This window comes from Halioglobus sp. HI00S01, assembly GCF_001635445.1.
Classification (GTDB): domain Bacteria; phylum Pseudomonadota; class Gammaproteobacteria; order Pseudomonadales; family Halieaceae; genus Halioglobus; species Halioglobus japonicus.
This window is the reverse complement of sequence record NZ_LWEE01000265.1, coordinates 197,842-217,993: the sequence shown is the minus strand read 5'-3', so window position 1 is coordinate 217,993 and position 20,152 is coordinate 197,842. Positions and strand designations below refer to the sequence as shown.

The window sequence follows — 20,152 nt, the reverse complement described above, 5'->3', positions numbered from 1 at the left end:
CAGCGTTAGTCCTGAGTATCGACGGATTCAACACCCAGTTGCGTCAACACGAAAGCGAATTCTTGTGCCCACTCGTAAACAGAGGCATAGCGACCAGTTTTACCCTGATGGCCCGCGCCCATATTAATCTTCATGATCAGCTCGTTATCATCGGTTTTGAGACCGCGCATTTTAGCGGTCCACTTGGCGGGTTCCCAGTAGGTTACACGGGGGTCATTCAAACCACCGGTTACCATCATCGCCGGATAGTCCATGGCCTCAATATTGTCGTACGGACTGTAGGACTGAATGAGTTCAAAGGCCGCCTTGGACTCAATCGGGTTGCCCCACTCCAACCATTCCGGCGGAGTCAAAGGCAGAGTCTCGTCCAGCATGGTGTTAAGCACATCGACAAACGGCACCTGCAGCACCGCCGCCTGATACAGCTCGGGGGCCTGGACCACGGCAGCGCCTACGAGTTCACCACCCGCGCTGCCTCCCATGATGGCCAGGCGCTCGGGGTTGGTATAGTCGTTTTCAACCAAGTAACGACTGACATCGACAAAGTCGTTGAAGGTATTGGTGCGTTTTTCGAGCTTGCCATCGAGATACCACTGGTACCCCATGGCGGCACCGCCGCGAATGTGTGCGATGCCCCAGATCAACCCGCGATCCAACAGGCTGGGACGCAGCGTGGAGAACGTCGGATTCACCGTGTGTGAATAGGCACCGTAGCCGTACAGCAGCATGGGCGCCTGGCCATCGAGCACAACATCTTTGCGATGCACGATGGACACCGGCACCTCGACGCCATCCCGGGCAGTCACCCAGATGCGGCCCGTGGTGTAAAGGCTCTTATTGTAACCGCTGGGAATCTGTTGCTGGCGGCGCAGGGTCATTTTCTTTTGCGCCGGAATGTAATCGTACACTGTATCCGGCGTAATCATCGATTCATAGCTGATGCGCAAAAACTCCGCTGCGGGATCTGCATTGATCCCCAGGGAGGCGGTGTAAACGTCCTCGTCAAAGCGGACATAGTGCTCCTCGCCACTATTGAGACGAACACGCACCCGGCTCAGCCCCTCAGAGGTTTCTTCAATTGCTACAAAATCATCGAACACCGTAATGTCGCGGTAATAGATGTCGTCTGACGGCGGGAACAGGCTCTGCCAGTGAGGTGCATCCGGCGTGTCTTCAGGGGCGGTGACGATGCGGAAGTTGACATGCTCATCATTAGTGCGAATGTAGAACTGCCCATTCGCATGATCCGCCACATAGCGCACACCCTCGCGTGCCGGGCTCACCAGTTCGGGTTTGGCCTCGCTGGCATCAGTCGGAAAATGGTAGGTGTAAGTCGTGGTGCGATCATCCATGGTGATCAGCACATATTCGCGCGACCTTGATTCAGAAAGGCTCAGGAACAGAGTGCGATCCGGGTTGTAGAAAATTTCCCGATCTTTCGCCGCCGAGGTCCCGATAACATGCTGTTTGACCCGCAGCGTATACCAGGCGTCTTCTTCGACCTCACTGTAGTAGATGGAATCGCTATCGGCGGCCCATGCCAGGCCGCCTGAGGACACCCGCTCCGAGCCATCTGCGAAACGCTCACCGGTGGCAAGATCGTCTACCACCAGGTGCTCGCGCTCCGATCCATTGAAGTCGGCGCTCCAGGCAAGACGCTTGCCATCCGGGCTGATACTGAGATTACCCAGGGAGAAAAACTCGTGACCCTCTGCCTCTTTGGCTTCATCGAGAATGGTCTCGTACTCGTCGCTGCCCGACGCACGGCGCTCCCACAGCTTGTACTCTGAGCCAGGGCTATAGCGCCAGCGATACTCGTAGCCCCCTTCAATCCAGGGGACTTCCGCGAGATCTTCCTCCATACGCCCTTTCATCTCCTCAAAGAGCGTTTCCACCAACTCATGACGCGGTGCCATCTGGCGTTCGAACCAGGCGTTTTCTGCGCGCAGGTAGTCCAGCACGTCCTCGTCATCCGTGTCCGGGTATGACGGGTCTTTCAGCCAGAAATAATCATCTTCAAGAACGAGGCCGTGGTAGCTGCGCTCGCTGGGGCGCTTTTCAGCAACGGGGGGGCCATCGGAGTGATTGTTTTCAGGCATATTTTCACAAGCAGAGAGCAGAGGCAGCGCCAGTAGCGCCGCCAGAAGGGCTTTGTTCATAGTCGTTATTGGGTCTTTTGGCTAAAAGCTAATCATGCGCGAAGTTGCGCACTTAACTCAAGCAATGAATCGCAATCGCTATTACACGCCATTTCAGCCTCGACCGACTCAACCATAGCGAGCCTGGTACGTGGCATGTCACGGCGCGCCTGATCCAGTTCCCAGCGCAATTGGGCCAGCAGCCAGAACTCAGCATTGTATTCGCCGCGGGTGGCGCGCTCCAGCAGCAGCGCCATTTTGGGCGTGATGCCACGCTTGCCCTTCACCAGCTCATTCACTGGCTGGGGCTGATTGAAACCCAGCTGACGCGCAAGCATCGACTGGGAGATTCCCGCGGGCTCGAGAATGAGCGCGGGAATCAGGCTACCAGGGTGCGGAGTACGTTTGCTCATGTGGCCTCAGGTGCTTTGCCAGCTGCACCCAGGAGCGACTTATACCCGCCAATAAAGGAACCCAGGTCGGTCGCGGAATGTGGCATCCACACCACGTTCTGATTGCCGGCCATCTGGTCCAGAGTTTCCATATAGCGCATGCCAATCAGGTAATCGCCGGTATCTGTCGCCAGGGCTTCCTGAACCCGCTGCAGCTTAGCTTTCTCGGCTTCCGCCAGGCGCTCAATCGCCTGGGCATTACCCTCGGCCTCGCGAATGGCGGCTTCCCGCTCACCGTCAGCCAGCGCTATTCGGGCGTCGCGATCGCCTTCAGCACGCAGCACCTCAGCGCGCTTAAAGCCCTCCGCCTCAGTTACCCGGGCGCGACGCTCCCGCTCGGCCTTCATCTGTTGCTCCATTGCTGCCTGTACATCCTGCGGCGGCATAATGTCCTGTACTTCGACACGATTCACCTTCACGCCCCAGGCCTGCGCCGCACTGTCAATGGTCTCAACCAGGCTGGCGTTAATGGTTTCACGCGAGGTCAGGGTGTCATCGAGATCCATTTCACCAATCACATTACGCAAGGTGGTCTGGGTTAAGGTCTCCAGGGCCATCGGCAGGTTGGAGATCTCGTACACCGCCTTTTGCGGGTTAGTGATCTGGAAATACACCACAGCGTCCACCTGGATACCCACGTTGTCCCGGGTAATCACCGACTGACTGGGGAAGTCATACACCTGCTCGCGCAGATCGAGATTGCTGATATTGGAGACTACATAGAACTTCTGGCCACCGTCTTTCACGGTACTGCGCCAGGGCACTGAGCGCGGCTTGTCGACCACGGGAATAATAATATTCAGCCCGGGATTCAACTGGGTGCGGAACTTGCCGAGTCGCTCAATCATAACCGCTGATTGTTCCGGAACAATGCGAATACCTTTCACCAGCAGGGTGATTACAAAGATGCCGATCGCGGCGATCACTATCATTACAGCTTCCGTCATAACTGTTCCTCCATTAACGGCTAATACGCTTGACCACCAGCACGGTGGACTTCACGGCGACAATTTCAGCCTCATCGCCTTCCATCAAGTCGTCTTCAGACTCGACATTCCAGTGGGTGTCACGAAACAGGGTTTGTAGATTGCCACCCACATCAGGGCTGTCACTTATAACGACGCGCTTGCCCAGCATGGCATTCACACCAAAGGGTGACGGCTTGTCATCCATAAAGGTGCTCAGTGCAAACGGCCGGATACCGAAGAAAAACACCAGCGCGCCGACAGAGAAACCCGCGAGCGCCCACCCGGTGCTTCCGGTCAGGTACTGGATGGCGCTGGCCACCACGGCGGCAAACCCTAGCCCGGCCAGCACAAACCCAGGCATAAAGATTTCAGCAGTAAGCAGCACTGCGCCAGCGATTAGCCAGAGATGCCAGAATTCCAGACCCGTAGCTTCCATACTCACTCCGTCCTTACATATTACGCATGTAAGAGTAACCCATGAAATTATAGGCAATGTCAAGCCGTACACAGGGTCGATGAATCAGGGTAGAGGCGGGATTAGCGTGCCAGACTGGCCGCCAGAGAATCCAATTGCTCTTGCTGCACACCCGCCACAACAGGCGCGAGCTCCTCGAGATTGAGCTCGGTAAAGCCGCTCACACGGTAGTCGTGAACGATGCGTGTGCGCCCGTCACTCACATCCTCGAAGGTGAAGACAGCCGGGCCGCTCAAACCCAGCGCCTGCAAGGGGCCCAGCCCGCCAAGCATAATCAGCTTTTCGCCGGGCACCACAGTGGATACGGTCAAATGCAGCACAGATTTGTCACCGAGGGATTCACAGAAACAGCCACCTGCCACAGGGTCTAGCATAAAGTTCTCGCGCGAGCCAAAGCAGGAATGGCTTTCGCTCCACCAACGGGCTGGGTGCACAACTTGCTCCCAGGCTGCGGCCTTATCCACCGGCAACTCGGTCTGCACACGAATATGAAAGCCACAGTCGCCAACCGCCACCACTTCCGCGCGGATACTGCCGGCAAGTAGCAACAAGAAGAGTCCCGCCAGAACAATCAATCGCGTTTTCACTTTCACCTCCATGATGGAGGCATTAATCGCCATCAGCTCTAATCAGGCAGACAAGACCCGGGCAAACAATGAGGCGTCGACATTGCCGCCCGTCAGCACCAGGCCGACCCGGCATCCGCGGTTATCGGCCTGCTCGCTGATGGCTGCAGCCAGCGCCGCAGCACCCGCCCCCTCAGCAATATTGTGGGTGTCCTCAAAATAATGTGCCATCGCAGCAAGCACCTGATCATCGTTGACATCGACAATGCGCGAGACACCCGAGCGCATCATGGCCAGTGCGTCCGGATTGGGCACTCGCACCGCCATGCCATCGGCCAGCGTATCGGCAGTGGCTGTCGCCACACACTCACCCTCAGCCAGCGACTGCTGATAACATGTGGCCTCTGACGACACCACCCCGACAACTTCCGTATCCAGTCCCAGCGCATCACGCACGCTCAATACACCACACACGCCCGAACCCAGACCAATGGGCACATATACCCGGTCGAGCACGGGTCCGGCACGAAACATCTCCAGCGCGTAACTCGCCACACCGCAGACAAGATCCTCATGAAACAAAGGTATTCGATGCAAACCCTCAGCCCGCTCAAGATGCTGTGAATGCTCCACCGATACATCAAAGTCGCGCCCATGCACCACCAGTTCGCAGCCAAGTGCCTGCATGGCGCGATTCTTGGTTTCGCTGTTGCCCTCTGGAACCACAATCACTGCCCGCATACCCACCATTCGCGCCGCGAGCGCAATGCTCTGGCCGTGATTGCCTCGGGTGGCCGTGACCACCCCGGGGCAGTCCGGTAAACGCTGCTTGAGCCGCTGGAGATACACCAGGCCTCCACGCACCTTGAAGGCACCGGTCGGGTTGTGATTCTCGTGCTTCACCCAGGCTTCAAAATCCAGGCGCTGCTCCAGCAAAGGCCAGCGCAATAGGGGACTGGCCTGCATATGCGGGTAAACAAGCGCCGCCGCTGCCTCCAGCTCAGCCAGCGAAAATCCGCTCACCGCTAGGACTCAGCCATAACCTGATCAGCTTGCTGACGATAGGCCTCGCACGCGTCTGTGTGAACCTTCTGCTCATCCTGGAAGTCGCTGCAGCTGAGCTCGGCCATGCTGCGCATACAAGCCACCGCCGGTTGGTAAAGCTCGTGATTGGTCGGCACTTCTTTGATACCTGCGCGCATGGCGTCGCACATACTATTGACCATAGGCTCGATCATTTGGCGCATTTCCGACGTCATATCGGCTTCCCCCATGTGGGCGATCGTGCATTGCTTCACCTTCTCGCACATGGCATTAGCCGCGTCCGAGAGCGCCTCCGCCTGGACCAGTTGGGTGCTCAACGCCGACCACACCAATGCTGCAAATAACGTTCTCTCCATTAAACTGCCTCCATTACATAGGGCCAGGCTCACATCACCTTGCCATTCAGCGTGAACTCAACATCGTGGGCAAGTAAATGCTTACCGCACTCACTACAGCAAACCTCGGCCTCTACCGGTTCATTGCAACCGGTGTGAGTCACCAGCATAGGAGCACCCTTACCCTGTGGATCGCACCACTTGTCGCCCCATTGCAGCAGTGCCAAAAACCACGGGAACATATCGCGCCCTTTATCGGTAAGTTGATATTCCTGGCGCAGGGGTCGCTCCTGGTACACCACCTGCACGAATACCCCTTCCTCTACCAGAAGCTTTAGGCGATCAGCCAGAATATTGGTGGCCACCGGCAATTCCGTGTGGAATTCCTCGAAGCGGGTAATGCCATGAAACGAGAGCGCAATGACGTTGGCCGTCCAGCGATCGCCCACCAGGTTGATCAGATTACGATACAAAGCGCGGCGACTGGGAATCTGCGACGCTGCGATAGAAGACCGGCGTCGCACTTTCTTTTCGCGCACATCGCGCGTCGCACCGGGGCCGGGCTGAAAGCGAACTTCCCCCAGAATCACCTGGTCAGAACAATGGCCGCAACGTAACTGCGGCTGGAACGTTTGTCCGCAGCTGCGATGGCGCAACTGCACGTTGTCGAGCTGGGGATTGTCAAACCAATTGCGCTCCCAACGAATGGCCATGAGCGCGCAGTCATACAAATCTATTGTCTTGCTGGTGAGATGGTAGGTGGGATGACGACCGGCAGCATCGGTTTCCCGGCGCAGACAATCAATATCCTGCAACCACTTCAGGCGATTGGACAGAACTCCCCGGGAGACGCCCATGGCTTCCATCATCTCATTGAACGTATTAATGCCCCACAACACTTCCTGGATGATGAGAAGACACCATTTATCCCCGATCTGATCCAGAGCCCGGTTAATGGAGCTGGCTCTGGTAATGAGTTCACTCATTCAGGTGAATCCTTTTCCCGATTTATTTTGTTACCACTGTGTGAACTTTTTCACAGCAGGTCAACTATCCGTTGACCACAACTCACTAGAAGCGCAGTATAGCCCCGTACCTGCCGCGTGCAGGTAAATTTTTATTTGAGCGAACAAGATGACCATTCTATTTCAGACATATTCGGATAAGCGAAACGGCATGCATGCCGTCGCGCCCGTGTGTCTGTGGACGCACAGGATGGTTTGAGGAAGCGCTTGAAATAATCAAGATTTAAAAAAAGGCCTCCGAGAACCCAGATTCCGGAGGCCTTTTTTATTTCCCAGTAGAAAATCACCTCCGCTTTCAGGGTTCTCCCGCAGTAGGGATAGGAACCGTGAAAAGGTCACTCGAAAACAATATCAAAGCTATATACCTGATGGGGTTCTTCCAGGGTTTCCTGGTGGTTGTACCCGTCTTTGTGCCACTGCTACAGGGGCATGGTCTGAGCATGAGCGAGGTCCTGCAAACGCAGGCCCTGTTCGCATTGACCATTGCCCTGTGTGAAGTGCCGTCAGGTTATATCGCCGACCTGTGGGGGCGGCGCAACGCCATCTTGCTCGGCTCTGGCTTGAATGCGATTGGCTTTCTGTCACTACTGTGGGCTGACAGCTTCGTCGACTTCCTGATTTACGAAGCAATTCTCGGCGTGGGCTTTAGCCTGATCTCCGGCGCCGACCTCGCACTGCTGTATGACACCGAAGTCTATCTGCGCAAGATTGGTAAACGCGGCCCCGGGGCAAGCAAGGCGCTCAGTCGCCTGATTTCGGTGGAAGCTGCTGCGTCAGGCGCAGCGGGTATTGCCGCAAGCCTGCTGTTGCTCTGGTCTATGGACTGGGTGGTAACCGTACAGGCGTTTACCGGCTTTGCGCCCTTCCTGCTCGGGTTACTGGTCGTCGAAGCGCCGCGACCAGGTGATGCCTCGCGTGGCGATAGCCACGGCGCGAATGCCAGGCACATTGTTGAACTCTTACTGTTCGGCAAGCCTGTGGTGTTATGGACAGCATTCGCTATCGCCGTGTTCGGCCTGCTGGCAGTGTATGTATTCTGGATTTACCAGAAGTACTGGGAGGTACAGGGCGTACCGCTGGCCTGGTTTGGTTACATCTGGGCAGCGTTCGCTCTGACTGTTAGCCTCGCGGCGCGTTACGCGGAAGCCCTGGAAAAGTACCTGGGGTATCGCAAACTGCTGATACTCATCGCCGCCCTACCCTTGCTCGGGCTGGTCGGTATGGCGTTAGGTGTCGGCTGGTGGGGAGTCATCTGCGGTTTCGCTGTGCAGATCTCCCGCGGCCTGTCGATGACGGTTTTTTATGAGGCCTTGAACAGCCGCGTTCCTGGCGATTTTCGCGCCACGGTGAACTCGCTGGTCAGCCTGGGGGTAAGAAGTATCTTCATTGTTACCGGTCCTGTGCTCGGCGTCGTCCTGGACAGCTATGGTGTGACCGCCACGCTGGTTGGCCTGGCTGTACTCTTTGCGCCGCTCATGGGACTGGTACTCATTCCGCTGGTCATGCGTATCCATCGGGAGAAAGCAGAGGACGCTCTGCAGCCTGAGCCTGCCGCCGCCTGCTAGCGCGGGCGGCGGCCTTTTTCTGCTGTCGACACAACCTCCACGCTGTTGGCCACCCTGAGCTCAGAAACACCATAACGCGCGTAATGACAACGTTGTCTCAGACGCGCCGACACGATAGACTAAACCCATGAAAGCCAAAGCAACCATTAAGGACGTAGCCAAACTGGCTGGCGTGTCGTTCAAGACCGTTTCCCGCGTCATCAATCGTGAACCCAGTGTGGGTGAAGCGATGCAGCAGAAGGTCTGGAAAGCGATCGAAGAGCTCGACTATCAGCCCAACCTGTCAGCCCGACAGCTGCGTGGTAGCGCCAGCTTTATCGCCTTTATATACGACAACCCCAACAGTCACTACGTGATTGAAATGCAGCACGGCATTCTCAAAGAGTGCCAGAGCAATGGCTTTGAACTGTTGATTCACCCCGTCGACGCCACCGGCGAGGGGCTGGTCGACGAGCTGCTGAAAGTAGCAAGCAACAGCCATATTGCCGGCCTGATTCTCACCCCTCCCTTCTCCGAATCCGAGGAGGTAGTCAGCATTCTGGCAGAGCGTGGCGTTAAATTTACGCGGATCATCTCTGGTGACCGTGACCCCGACCAGTACGGCCCCAAGGTATTCATCGATGACTACCGGGCCGCGTACAAGATTACCCAGTACCTGATTGGACTGGGCCACCGGCGCATCGCATTCCTGGGGGGCGAAGAAGAACACTTGTCGAGTGTCACTCGTATGCAGGGCTACAAAGCGGCTTTGGAAGCCAACAATGTCAGCCCCGAAGATGGCCTGGTTCTGCCGGGCGAATACAACTTCGATTCCGGTACCGATCGCACCCGTTCACTTCTCACCCTCGACCCGCCACCAACCGCTATTTTCGCGTGTAACGATGAGATCGCCGCGGGTGCATTATTCGCGGCGAGAATCCAGCAGGTACCGGTGCCCCAGCAATTGTCGATCATCGGTTTTGAGGACAGTCCATTCTCCCGCCAGAGCTGGCCGAAGCTGACGACCGCACATCAGCCCAATCCCGAGATCGCCGAAACCGCCACACGATTGTTGATTGACTTGGTTCGCGCATCGCGGCAAGGCACCGACAACCAGGTCGCTGATCAGGGTTTCCAACCGCAGCTGATTGTCCGCGATTCTACCTGCCCAAGATAACACTCATGCACTATTTAAAAGCCGCTCGCATCTTTGATGGCGACGCCTTCCACTACCACAGCGCGCTGGCAATTAACGGCGATCACATCGTCGGTCTGGTGGCGACCGAGGACATTCCCGCGGACGCAGCAGTGATCTCCTGCCCGGGCACGCTGGCACCCGGGTTTATCGATGTACAGGTTAATGGCGGCGGCGGCGTGCTGTTCAACAATGCACCGAACGCTGACACGGTCACCCAAATGGCCGTTGGACACCGCAGCGCCGGCACAACGGCAATCATGCCCACGATTATCAGCGACACCGCCGCGGTTCATCGCGCTGCGGCGCAAGCTGTTGCCGAAGCCAGGGCCGCAGGCTGTGCCTCAATCCTGGGAATCCATATCGAAGGCCCTTTCTTCGATATGGCCAAGCGCGGCACCCACAACCCGGACATGATCAGAGCCCTGGACGATGAGGATATCGCCTGGCTCAGTTCACTTACCGCGATCAAGGCCATGCTGACGCTGGCACCGGAACACGCAACCGCAGATCAGATTCGCGTACTTAGCGACGCCGGCATTCTTGTGTGTGCGGGCCACACCGATGCCGCCTACGAGCAGGTCAACGACGCTCTGGAAGCAGGCCTGCGCGGTTTCACTCACCTGTATAACGCCATGAGCCCGCTGACATCGCGCAGCCCCGGCACCGTAGGCGCGGCGCTGGACAGCGCACACAGCTGGGTGGGAATTATTGCCGACGGCCATCACGTACATCCGACCAGCATCCGCATCGCCCAGCGCTGCCTGCCCCGTGGCAAGCTCATGCTGGTCAGCGACTCTATGTCTAACGTGGGTAGCGACGAAACCAGTTTCACGCTCTATGGCGAAAAGATCGAGGTACACGAGGGCAAACTGGTTAATGCCGAGGGCGCGTTGGCCGGCAGCGCCATTGGCTTGAATGACGCAGTACGCTACTCCCGCGACAGCGTTGGCATTGCCGAAGAAGAGTGCCTGCGCATGGCCTCGCGCTACCCCGCCGAGTTCCTGGATCTCGGCGATCAACTGGGCAGCCTGCACAGTGGCTACCGCGCCGACATTGTCCACTTCGACGCCGAGCTTAAGGTGTACGACACCTGGGTTGCCGGCAACCACCTCTCACATATCCATGGACCGAATTCATGAAAGTAGTCATTCTCGACGACGCCGATGCCGTTGCCAGCTACGGCGCAGACATTTTCCGCGAACAGCTGCAGGCAAAACCCGCCTCGGTATTCGGTCTCGCCACCGGCTCCACGCCGCTAAAGCTTTACCGGGAACTGATTGAGAGCAATCAACAGGGCGATATCTCCTTCAGCGAGGTCCGCAGTTTCAACCTTGATGAGTACATGGACCTGCCTCCGGAGCACCCGCAGAGCTATCGCTACTTCATGGATGAAGAGTTCTTTAAACACATCGATATCGATCGCAGCAACACCCACGTGCCACCGGGCAACGCCGACAACCCGTTAACCGCCTGCCGGGAGTACGAAGGGGCGATTGCCGCGGCCGGCGGCATCGACATTCAATTGCTGGGGATCGGGCGCAATGGCCACATTGGTTTCAATGAGCCTACGTCGTGCCTGGCGTCACGTACACGGGTAAAAACACTCACCGAAGAAACCATTGCCGACAACGCGCGCTTTTTCAGTGAAGATGAAACCCAGCCGCAGCTGTCGATTACCATGGGTATTGGCACCATCATGGAAGCGCGTCTGGTGGTATTGCTGGCCACCGGTGAGAGCAAGGCAGAAGCCATTAAGGCTATGGTGGAAGGACCGGTCTCTGCGTGGTGCCCGGCATCAGCGCTGCAAATGCACCCGGCCACCGTCGTGATCGTCGACGAGGCAGCCGCGAGCGCTCTCAGCAACCCCGAATTTTTTAAGCATATTGAGCGCCACAATCAGGCGCTGCTGGCGCGCATTAAAGCTTGATGATAATGCCGCGCCGGTAGAGCACCAGCGACAACCACCACAGCAAGGCCACGTTCACCAGCGCAAAAGTCAGTGATGCATTCACGGGCGATGCCATCGGCAGCAACTGCTCCCACAGCCATGTATAGAGGCTGACGGTGTCGCCATTGTCGCGCTCAAGCTCAATCAGCCAGAGCGTGCGAGCCAGGACAATCGACACAATATAGATGAACAACGGATTCGTGCCGTAAATCTCCAACGGGCGGCCGAGCTTTCTGAACCCCCACACATCCAGCACCAACATCAGCAGCGCCAGAGTGACCCAGCCTATCCCCGACGTGAACAGTACATAGCTACTGGTCCACAGGGCCTTGTTAATCGGAAACCATGCATTCCAGAGCATGCCGGCACCTATCATGGCAGCACCAATCACCAACAAACGGGTAACTACCCCCACGCCCACAGGCGCCCTGCCCACCAGGCGCGCCGCCTCGAAGCCAGCCACCACGCTAACCACCGAGGGCAACGTGCTCAGCAGCCCCTCGGGGTCGAAGGCAATACCAAAGCCCGACCACAGATGACTGGCCCCAAAGACCGCCAGGTCCACATCGCGAACCAGGTTGTGTTCTAACGAATAGGGAGAATCTCCCCCAAAGGTCTGTAACAGCCACCAGTAACCCAATAACAAGGCCGCCGAAAGTAGGTAACGCCAGCGCCCGGGACAGTACAGAATGAATAGAGCGCCTAGCGCATACGCCAGGCCAATGCGCTGCAACACGCCGGGAATACGCCACTCCGAAAGCGGCGTCATAAAGGGATAAGCGTTCAGCAGAATACCGATCAGGATTAGCAGCGCGCTACGCCGGGCAATGCCGCGCAACACATCAGGCTGCGGCTGGTACTGGCTCCGCGCAAACGAAAAAAACATCGCCGCGCCGGTGGCAAATAAAAAGAACGGAAAAACCAGATCAGTGGGCGTACAACCGTGCCAGTCGGCGTGACGCAGGGGGGCATAAATATGAGCCCAGGAACCCGGCGTGTTCACCAGAATCATGCCGGCAATGGCGAGACCGCGAAAGACATCCAGGGCCAGCGAGCGCTGCCCTGCCGCTGCGCTCACGCCTGGTCCCCGGCGCCGCGGTCGACGGCATTGATCCCATGCACCGTTATCACCAGCGCGACAATAGACAGCGCCAGCAGACCAAAACCAAGTGCGTAGTTCAGTTTAAGCAGGTAGCCAATACCGAACATGCCGGCGTAAATGGACACCGTCCCGGTACACCAGTAAACCACTGACGCCAGCAGGCCGCGCTCTGAAGAATAGCCGTGGTTGTGGCCGTTCCAGAAACCCATTGGCCGCACGCGGCGGGCGAACTCTTCAAGTATCGACTCATCCACGGGCCGCGTCAAAAAGGTGGTGATCAACGAGCCAATACCTGCCGCGAGGGAAATCCAGGCGATCACATGCACCGCATGACTTGCCATGAACGCGGGGAATATCGACATCTGCCCCTCGCCGTAACCCGAGGTCTGGCCCACCGCAAAGTTAATCGTCGCCAGACTCAATCCAATGACCATGCCGGAAATCTCAGTCCAGGCATTGGCTCGCCACCAGAACCAGCGCATTAGGTGCGGCAAGCCAAGCCCTGCCATCATGCCGCCATACAGCTCCCACATAGAGCCGATATTGTCGATGAACGTTGCCACCCAGGCGCTCACCAAAGCAATACCCAGTGTGGACAGGCGCCCCACCCAGGTCATGCGCCGGTCGGAGGCATTGGGGTCAAAGAAGCGCTTATAAAAATCGTTGGCAATATAGGACGCACCCCAGTTAATGTGCGTCGATACCGTGGACATAAATGCCGCCATCAGTGAGGCCAGCGCCAGGCCCAGCAGCCCCACCGGCATCACATCGCGAATCATGGCCGGATAGCCCCGCTCGCGATCCTCTAGAAAGACAGTGTTACCGCTGGCATCGACATCCTTGTACAACAGCGCGTACTCAGAGATCTCACAGGCATAGCGATTGTCCATGCAGGTCGCTATCTGCGCGGTGCAGTAACTGGCGTCCTGCAAGCAGTTGGTGAAATCCTGCGCCACCTGAGTCACTTCTGCCCGGGGGTAAATCACCAGCGCAGCCACACCGGCAATTGCCCAGGGCCAGGAACGCATCATGAAGTTGGCGAAGGCATACCAAAGCGCGCCCTTCTCGGCCTGCCCGCCATCCTCGGCGCTATACAGACGCTGGGCAATATATCCCGAGCCATCGACCTTACCGCTGGTCCACCACATCACTCCCAGCGTTAGTACAAACGCGGTAAAGGGAATGCCCAGTGATCCCGTGACACCTTCACCAAAGGCCGGTGCAAACGAGGCCACTCTCTCCGCCGACAAAAACTCGCTGTCAGCGTCCGCTGGATACAGCGTGTCCAACTGTCCCCACATGGACTCCAGACCGCCCACGTGCTGTACCGCCAGATAGGCCACTAGAATCGACATACTCATGGCCAGGATAAATTGCACAAGGTCAGTAATCATGACCGCTCGCAGTCCGCCGAGCGTGGAGTAAAACAGCGTCACCATCAGCAACAGCACGATCGTGATGGAATTATCCAGGGTCTGGAACATCAACGATTCCGGATACCAGGCCTCGATAAAGCTATAAATACCCGGCCCGAGCAGCGCTTCCCAATGCATGAACGGTTCGGAAATCTTGGCCATGCCTGCAAACACCCAGCCGAGAATAATGCAGTTCACAAAAGTGGAAAACACCGATGCCTTGACCGTACGCAGCACCGTCGCCTGGGCACCACCGTAACGCAGCTCGGCAATCTCTACATCGGTGACCACGCCACTGTTGCGCCACTTACGAGCGAAGAACACCGTCATGGCCACGGCGGCAATGACTTCACTCCACCAGAACCAGTTGCCGGCAATACCGTATTGAGCTATCCAGCCCGTAATCGCTAGCGGGGTATCGGAGGCAAAGGTCGTTGCCACAATCGACGTTCCCAGAAACCACCAGCGCATTTTCCTGCCGGCGACAAAGAAGCCCTCCATGCCGCCCTCGGAGGCCTTGTCTTTTACCAACAAGCCCACGGCCAGGGAAAACAGCAACAGGGCAACAATCATCGCCCAGTCCAATCCAGTCAATACAGCATCCTGCACTGAGATCTACCTCTCGTTATTATCGTATGACGAGCTCGTCGAGCTTAAGCGTCGACGGCACGTCTTTTGATTGCTCTTCGGACCAGTGCAACTGATCGCTCGCGGCAACAATACGCAGCTCACCAACCGTCGCGGTCGGAAAGTTCAGTTCAATGCGGTGGCCATCCAGCGCCGCAATGGCCTCGCGGTCAAGCTCGGCCGCCAACTGCCACTCACCCTTCGAGTTTTTCAGCAACACGCTGACCGCAGTTGGCCGGAATAATTTGCGGTGAACACCCGCCTGCCAGCCAATACTCACACTGGAAACAGCAGCCGGATGCAGCAAATCAATCACGACATCCATACCCTCGGGGCCGAAAGACGCCCACTCGGGATAACGGAAAATTCGGTCGGTTGCCAAGCGTCCATCCACCAGCGCCGCGGCGTGCATAGCGCCGTGAATCGTTGCTCCCCGTGCCGCGTGATCAACCAGAGTCAGTCGAGCATCCCCGAGCGGTGAGCCGTCATGTTGTGTTGTCCATGCATTTACCGCGCCGGATTTGGCGACGGTAAAAGGCGCGCTGTAACGCTGCTCTGCACCACCGTCGATGCGGTAGCGCATATCTTGGGCCAGCGACTCCAGCGTCACGGTAAAGCTACCATCGTCATTTTCACTGGCCTTGATATGCGGCTTGTAGTGGCTGTCCGCCAACTCGTATCCCAATGCCCTGAGCTGGGCTTCCAGTGCCGGCAGACGCTGGGCGAATGCTTCGAAATTGCGCTTCTCTACAGGGGTCCAGAGCACCTCAGCGAGTGCTGACATGCGCGGCAACACCATACGCTCAGCATCGGCTTCGGTGGGCACGTATTCCGTCCACAAATTTGCCTGCGCACCGAGAATGTGGCCTCGCTCTTTGGCGCTGAGTTCAGCCGGAACGGGCTGAAATGCATAGACATCTGGCAGCCGGGTCAAACCGTGAATAGCCATGGGCTCATCGACCGACGACCCCTGATAGAAGTCGAAATACACATGCTGCAGCGGTGTCATGATCACGTCGTGGCCTGCCCGCGCAGCGCGAATACCACCTTCCTGACCGCGCCAGGACATCACCGTTGCCGATGGCCTGACTTCACCGTCGAGAATTTCATCCCAACCAATAATGCGCTTGCCCAGGGCGTTGACGATGGTTTCGGTGCGATTCACAAACCAGGCCTGGAGCTCGCCGTGATCCTCCAGCGCATGCGCCTTCATTAGCGCATCGCACAGGTCACAGTCTTCCCAGCGATCCTTGCGCACCTCATCGCCACCAATATGGATATAGGGCCCGGGGAACAGTTCAGCCACTTCTGTCAGCAGCGTTTCCAGGAAGGTGAAGGTTGCATCACTGGGACACAAGATCTCAGGGAACACACCGAAGTGAGTCTGAACCTTCGCCTGCGATTCACCACACCCCAGCTCCGGGTAGGCGGCAATCATCGCCGAAGCGTGCCCCGGCACATCGATCTCCGGGACAACCATAATGTGGCGCTGGGCCGCGTACGCAACAACCTCACGCACCTCATCCCAGCTGTAGTAACCCCCGTAGCGACGGCCGTCACTCATCGCGCCTGCGTCGTGGGTGTGCCCCACCACAGTGCCACTGCGCCAGGCACCGACATCCGTCAGGCGGGGAAACGCCTTGCTCTCGAGGCGCCAGCCCTGATCGTCGGTGAGATGCCAGTGAAAGACATTCATTTTGTGCAGTGCCAAGAGATCGATATAGCGCTTGATAAAATCCACGTCAAAGAAATGCCGACTCACATCCAGGTGCATGCCGCGGTAGCCGAACCGCGGCTGATCCGTAATCACCAGCTGCGCCAGTTGCACGCCCTGCTCTGAGATATCCGCCTGGGCCAACAGCTGGCGCAAGGTTTGTAGGCCGTGTAATACCCCGGCCTGGTCGCCCCCGACGATAGACACACCGGTACCACCCACCTCCAGCCGATATGCCGAGGCCGTTAGCGCCTGGTCTATGGAAAGACCAATACCGGGACCGGCTGCGCCACCAAACGCAATGTCGGCACTGTTCAGGTATTGCTGTAACAACTGCTGCTCAGATACCAGAGCGGCATCCACGCCAAGTAGCTGCAATGGCAGGGGCAGCACCGTAAATCCATTACCGTGCTGTATGGATACCGGTGCGGGAATCACCGCGGCTCGAGCAGGACCGACGATAAGGGCTGTGACCAGCCCCAGGCTTAAGAGTAAAATTCGCAGCATAGAATCAAAGATTGAGTTGGCTCAGGTAGTCACCCTGGGCGCTAGTAAGTTGACGAGCGCGCTCGGCGTTGGCCTTTGCCTGAGCAAATAACTGCTCACTGGCCGCAGCATCAACCGACTGGGTCAGCGCCGGGTTGTGCTGCATCCCATAGAGAATATAGCGATAATTTTCGTCATTGAAGGTAGTCGAGAAACTTCCGGCAAGGTCGTGGAACTCACAGATTTTGTGTTTCCAGATCTGCAATTGCGACTGCAGCCAGGGGGTGTGCTCCACAGTAGCCGGAGCAGCACGCCAAAAATCGGTGTCGTTGCGGTCAGTCAGGCAGTAGTGCAGCACGATAAACTGCTTGAGGTCCTGATAGAAACCGCGCATCAGGCGACTGTAAGAATCTCGTATGGATTGATCGACCTCGCGATTCGGCTGGTGCGTCGCCAGCAGGCCGGCGCCGAGGTTGATCAAATGCAGCCCCGTCGATTCCAGTGGCTCGATGAAACCGGCGGATAGTCCGATGGCCACACAGTTGCCCACCCAAAATTCCTTGCGGCAACCGACCTTCATATTCAGGTGCGCACACTTGAGCACCGCCGCGTCCGGCCCCAGGAAATCACGCAACTCCTGCTCAGCTTCTTCCTTGCTGAGTCGATTACCGTCATAAACATAGCCGGTGCCCTGGCGATTCTGTAAATCGATCTGCCAGGCCCAGCCATTGCTGAGTGCGGTTGCCGTGGTGTAGGGCTTGGCGCCGAGGTCGTCGGGCAGTTCACGCTGAATAGCCACCGCCTTGTTGCAGGGCAGTGCATCGGCAAATGACTCCCAGTTGTCCTGCTTGAGTTGATCAATCAGCAGGCCGCGAAAGCCCGTGCAGTCGATGAAAAAGTCTGCGGTGAAGCTGCCCTTATCAGTCTCTACCGATTGAATCATCTCGCCTTCGGTGGTCGCTGATGTGACGGTCGCCTCGATATGCTCTACGCCCTCAGCCACGGCTTTACGCCTGAGAAAACGGGCCAGCAGGGTGGCATCAATGTGATAACCGTAGGGCACAACACCCTGATAGGCCTGGGAGTTGGCGGTTTTTGGGACATGGCGATGGGCGACTAGCTCGGAGCTCAAACTGACCGCCTCGTCATAGCGCTCGCGGGTGCCGCGCCCGGACATATGCCACATGCTGGAGATATCCATGCCCCGCCCCAGACGCTGCTGTTCAAAGGGGTGGAAATATTCGTGGGTCTTACCGTCGACCGGCTTCATCCAGTTACGGAATAGAATACCCAGCTTGAGAGACCCGTTGGTTTCCCTAAGCAGTTCGTTTTCGTCCAGCCCCATTGCGGCAAAAAAGAACCGCACGCTGTGTACCGTCGCCTCACCCACGCCGATGATGCCAATGTCGGGGCTCTCAATCACCCGGATCTGGTAGTTGAGCTGTTCCTTGTTGAACAGGGTGTTTAGATAAAGCGCGGTCATCCACCCGGAGGATCCGCCGCCTACAACAGTAATTGTCCGGCTGTCATTATTATTCATAGGGTATTTCCTGTCCGGCGCTACACAGGCTGGAGTCCGTAGCGGTGGATTTTCTCGATGAGCTCACGATGGGGTAGCAGGTTAGCCCTGGCCTCCTCCACAACTGCCTGAGTGCGCTGCACAGCTTTCGCCGCCAACGCCGAATCGCGGTAGCGATAGGCCAGCGGCTCAATCGCAGTACCGTAGTTCATGCCGTAGAGCACATAGAGATAGTTTTCGAGATTGAAAATTTCCAGTTTGCTGGAGAAGTCGTACTCGCTGGGCACCTGATGGCGCCACAGGGCGAGATTTTCCTGCAGACTCTCGGGAATACCCGCCGGGTCGCGGTTGTCCCGCCAGAAGGCAGTGTCGTCCCGGTCGGAGATGCAGTAGTGCAGTTTGATAAAGTCGATCACGCGTTCCCAGGCAAACTGTACCCGGCGATTAAAACGCTCGCTGAGCAATGGCATCAGGTCGCGCGATGCAGGAAACTGTTCCGCCAGCATGCGCGCCGTGGCATCAAACATCAGCAGGCCGGTGGCTTCCAGTGGTTCGACAAATCCCTGGGAAAGGCCAATGGCGGCGCAATTGCGGAACCAGAAGCGCTCGCGGTAACCCACCTGCATGGGAATGCGTCGGCAAGCAAGATCGTCGACCCAGTCACCCAGGCTCTGACGCAGGTAGTCCCGCAACTCCAGTTCCGCCGCATCGTGGTCGATGTGATTGGAGGAATAGACGTATCCAGTCCCGCGCCGGGTGACCAGACCGATATCCCAGATCCAACCGGCGCTACGCGCCGTAGCAATGGTCTGGCTGGGGATGGGGCTGTCAGGCTCAGGGTATGGCACCTGCACCGCCAGAGCGTGATCGGCCAACAGGACATCACTGCGATCAATAAACTCAACGCCCAGCGCCTTGCCCAACAGCATGGAATTAAAGCCGGTGCAGTCAATAAAAAGGTCGGCGCGCAACTCGCCGAGACGATCAGTATCCAGCGCCTCAATATCGCCATTGGCCGCCAGCTTTACCTCACGAACATTAGCCTTAAGGTGCTCCACACCAAGCTTTTCGGTGGCATGGCGAGTTAATAGCTCGGCAAATTTCCCGGCATCCAGATGGTAGGCATAGTTGGCTACGCCAGCATACTCGGGCTGGGTCATCTGCTTGGGGCCTAGCCCCGCGTCGCAAATCCCCGCCTGAATGCCGACCCACTGGGCGTAGGATTGCTCCTCGCCGCCTAGTAACCAATAAGGCGTGACATCGACAGGGTCGCGACGCGGATAGTCAAACACATGGTGGTAACTGTGGTCCGGGGCAGCCATCCAGCCATCAAAGCGAATACTTTGCTTGAAGGTGGCTTCACAGTGGCGAATAAACTCCGTCTCGCTAATGCCCAGATACTGCAGGCTATTGCGCATGGCGGGCACCGTGCCCTCACCCACTCCAATCGTCGGAATATCGGGCGACTCTACCAGCGTGACGCGCACACCCTGAGGATCGGACGGATGCAGTTTGCGCGCCAGGTGACAGGCGGCCAGCCAGCCGGCGGTACCACCGCCGACGACCAGAACACTGTTTATCCGCCCGTTGTCCACG

At 57.5% G+C, this 20,152-nt stretch carries 17 protein-coding genes; 4 read left to right on the top strand and 13 right to left on the bottom strand.

The genetic code is table 11. The features are described 5' to 3' along the window. Positions 1-5 precede the first annotated feature (5 nt). The 8 genes from A3709_RS18395 to A3709_RS18360 all read right to left on the bottom strand — a co-directional run bounded on the left by A3709_RS18395 (position 6) and on the right by A3709_RS18360 (position 6,964). The gene (locus tag A3709_RS18395; protein WP_197484288.1) at positions 6-2,159 is read right to left on the bottom strand and encodes a S9 family peptidase; all 2,154 of its coding nucleotides are present in this window, start codon (positions 2,157-2,159) and stop codon (positions 6-8) included. 32 nt (positions 2,160-2,191) lie between these two features. Continuing rightward, positions 2,192-2,551, bottom strand: coding sequence for a HigA family addiction module antitoxin (locus A3709_RS18390; protein WP_066057965.1), 360 nt, complete (start codon positions 2,549-2,551; stop codon positions 2,192-2,194). Further along, complete coding sequence (locus A3709_RS18385; RefSeq protein WP_066057963.1) at positions 2,548-3,537, bottom strand: SPFH domain-containing protein; 990 nt, start codon at positions 3,535-3,537, stop codon at positions 2,548-2,550. Before A3709_RS18385 ends, A3709_RS18390 begins: the two co-directional genes overlap by 4 nt. Positions 3,538-3,550: 13 nt before the next feature. Beyond that, a complete protein-coding gene (locus tag A3709_RS18380) occupies positions 3,551-3,994 on the bottom strand; it encodes an NfeD family protein (protein WP_066057960.1) in 444 nt (147 codons plus the stop codon). A 101-nt stretch (positions 3,995-4,095) separates the two neighbouring features. Next, a complete protein-coding gene (locus tag A3709_RS18375; RefSeq protein ID WP_082850209.1) occupies positions 4,096-4,653 on the bottom strand; it encodes a hypothetical protein in 558 nt (185 codons plus the stop codon). A 9-nt stretch (positions 4,654-4,662) separates the two neighbouring features. Continuing rightward, positions 4,663-5,622 (bottom strand): threonine dehydratase, encoded by a 960-nt coding sequence (locus tag A3709_RS18370; protein WP_082850208.1) that lies wholly within the window; start codon positions 5,620-5,622, stop codon positions 4,663-4,665. A 2-nt stretch (positions 5,623-5,624) separates the two neighbouring features. Beyond that, complete coding sequence (locus A3709_RS18365; RefSeq protein ID WP_066057957.1) at positions 5,625-5,999, bottom strand: hypothetical protein; 375 nt, start codon at positions 5,997-5,999, stop codon at positions 5,625-5,627. Between the two features lie 29 nt (positions 6,000-6,028). Further along, positions 6,029-6,964 carry a helix-turn-helix domain-containing protein gene (locus A3709_RS18360; RefSeq protein ID WP_066057953.1) on the bottom strand — a complete coding sequence of 312 codons (936 nt, stop codon included), beginning with the start codon at positions 6,962-6,964 and terminating at the stop codon, positions 6,029-6,031. A 365-nt stretch (positions 6,965-7,329) separates the two neighbouring features. Here A3709_RS18360 and A3709_RS18355 point away from each other — a divergent pair, with 365 nt between their 5' ends. The 4 genes from A3709_RS18355 to nagB all read left to right on the top strand — a co-directional run bounded on the left by A3709_RS18355 (position 7,330) and on the right by nagB (position 11,672). Continuing rightward, the gene (locus A3709_RS18355; RefSeq protein ID WP_066057950.1) at positions 7,330-8,568 is read left to right on the top strand and encodes an MFS transporter; all 1,239 of its coding nucleotides are present in this window, start codon (positions 7,330-7,332) and stop codon (positions 8,566-8,568) included. Between the two features lie 127 nt (positions 8,569-8,695). Then, complete coding sequence (locus A3709_RS18350; RefSeq protein WP_066057947.1) at positions 8,696-9,724, top strand: LacI family DNA-binding transcriptional regulator; 1,029 nt, start codon at positions 8,696-8,698, stop codon at positions 9,722-9,724. 5 nt (positions 9,725-9,729) lie between these two features. After that, the gene (nagA, locus tag A3709_RS18345) at positions 9,730-10,884 is read left to right on the top strand and encodes an N-acetylglucosamine-6-phosphate deacetylase (RefSeq protein WP_066057942.1); all 1,155 of its coding nucleotides are present in this window, start codon (positions 9,730-9,732) and stop codon (positions 10,882-10,884) included. After that, complete coding sequence (gene nagB, locus A3709_RS18340; protein WP_066057939.1) at positions 10,881-11,672, top strand: glucosamine-6-phosphate deaminase; 792 nt, start codon at positions 10,881-10,883, stop codon at positions 11,670-11,672. The genes nagA and nagB overlap by 4 nt, the downstream gene beginning before the upstream one ends. Here the strand turns inward: nagB and A3709_RS18335 are convergent. The 5 genes from A3709_RS18335 to A3709_RS18315 are packed head-to-tail and all read right to left on the bottom strand — an operon-like array spanning position 11,662 to position 20,151. Further along, positions 11,662-12,771, bottom strand: a complete 1,110-nt coding sequence (locus A3709_RS18335) for an acyltransferase family protein (protein WP_231871242.1) — start codon at positions 12,769-12,771, stop codon at positions 11,662-11,664. The two genes, nagB and A3709_RS18335, sit on opposite strands and share 11 nt — an antisense overlap. Beyond that, a complete protein-coding gene (locus tag A3709_RS18330; protein ID WP_156507847.1) occupies positions 12,768-14,804 on the bottom strand; it encodes a sodium:solute symporter family protein in 2,037 nt (678 codons plus the stop codon). The genes A3709_RS18335 and A3709_RS18330 overlap by 4 nt, the downstream gene beginning before the upstream one ends. Positions 14,805-14,838: 34 nt before the next feature. Beyond that, a complete protein-coding gene (locus A3709_RS18325) occupies positions 14,839-17,058 on the bottom strand; it encodes a beta-N-acetylhexosaminidase (RefSeq protein ID WP_066057933.1) in 2,220 nt (739 codons plus the stop codon). 4 nt (positions 17,059-17,062) lie between these two features. After that, positions 17,063-18,577, bottom strand: coding sequence for a tryptophan halogenase family protein (locus A3709_RS18320; RefSeq protein WP_066057929.1), 1,515 nt, complete (start codon positions 18,575-18,577; stop codon positions 17,063-17,065). Positions 18,578-18,597: 20 nt separating this feature from the next. Next, positions 18,598-20,151, bottom strand: a complete 1,554-nt coding sequence (locus A3709_RS18315) for a tryptophan halogenase family protein (RefSeq protein WP_066057927.1) — start codon at positions 20,149-20,151, stop codon at positions 18,598-18,600. Position 20,152: the final 1 nt, after the last annotated feature.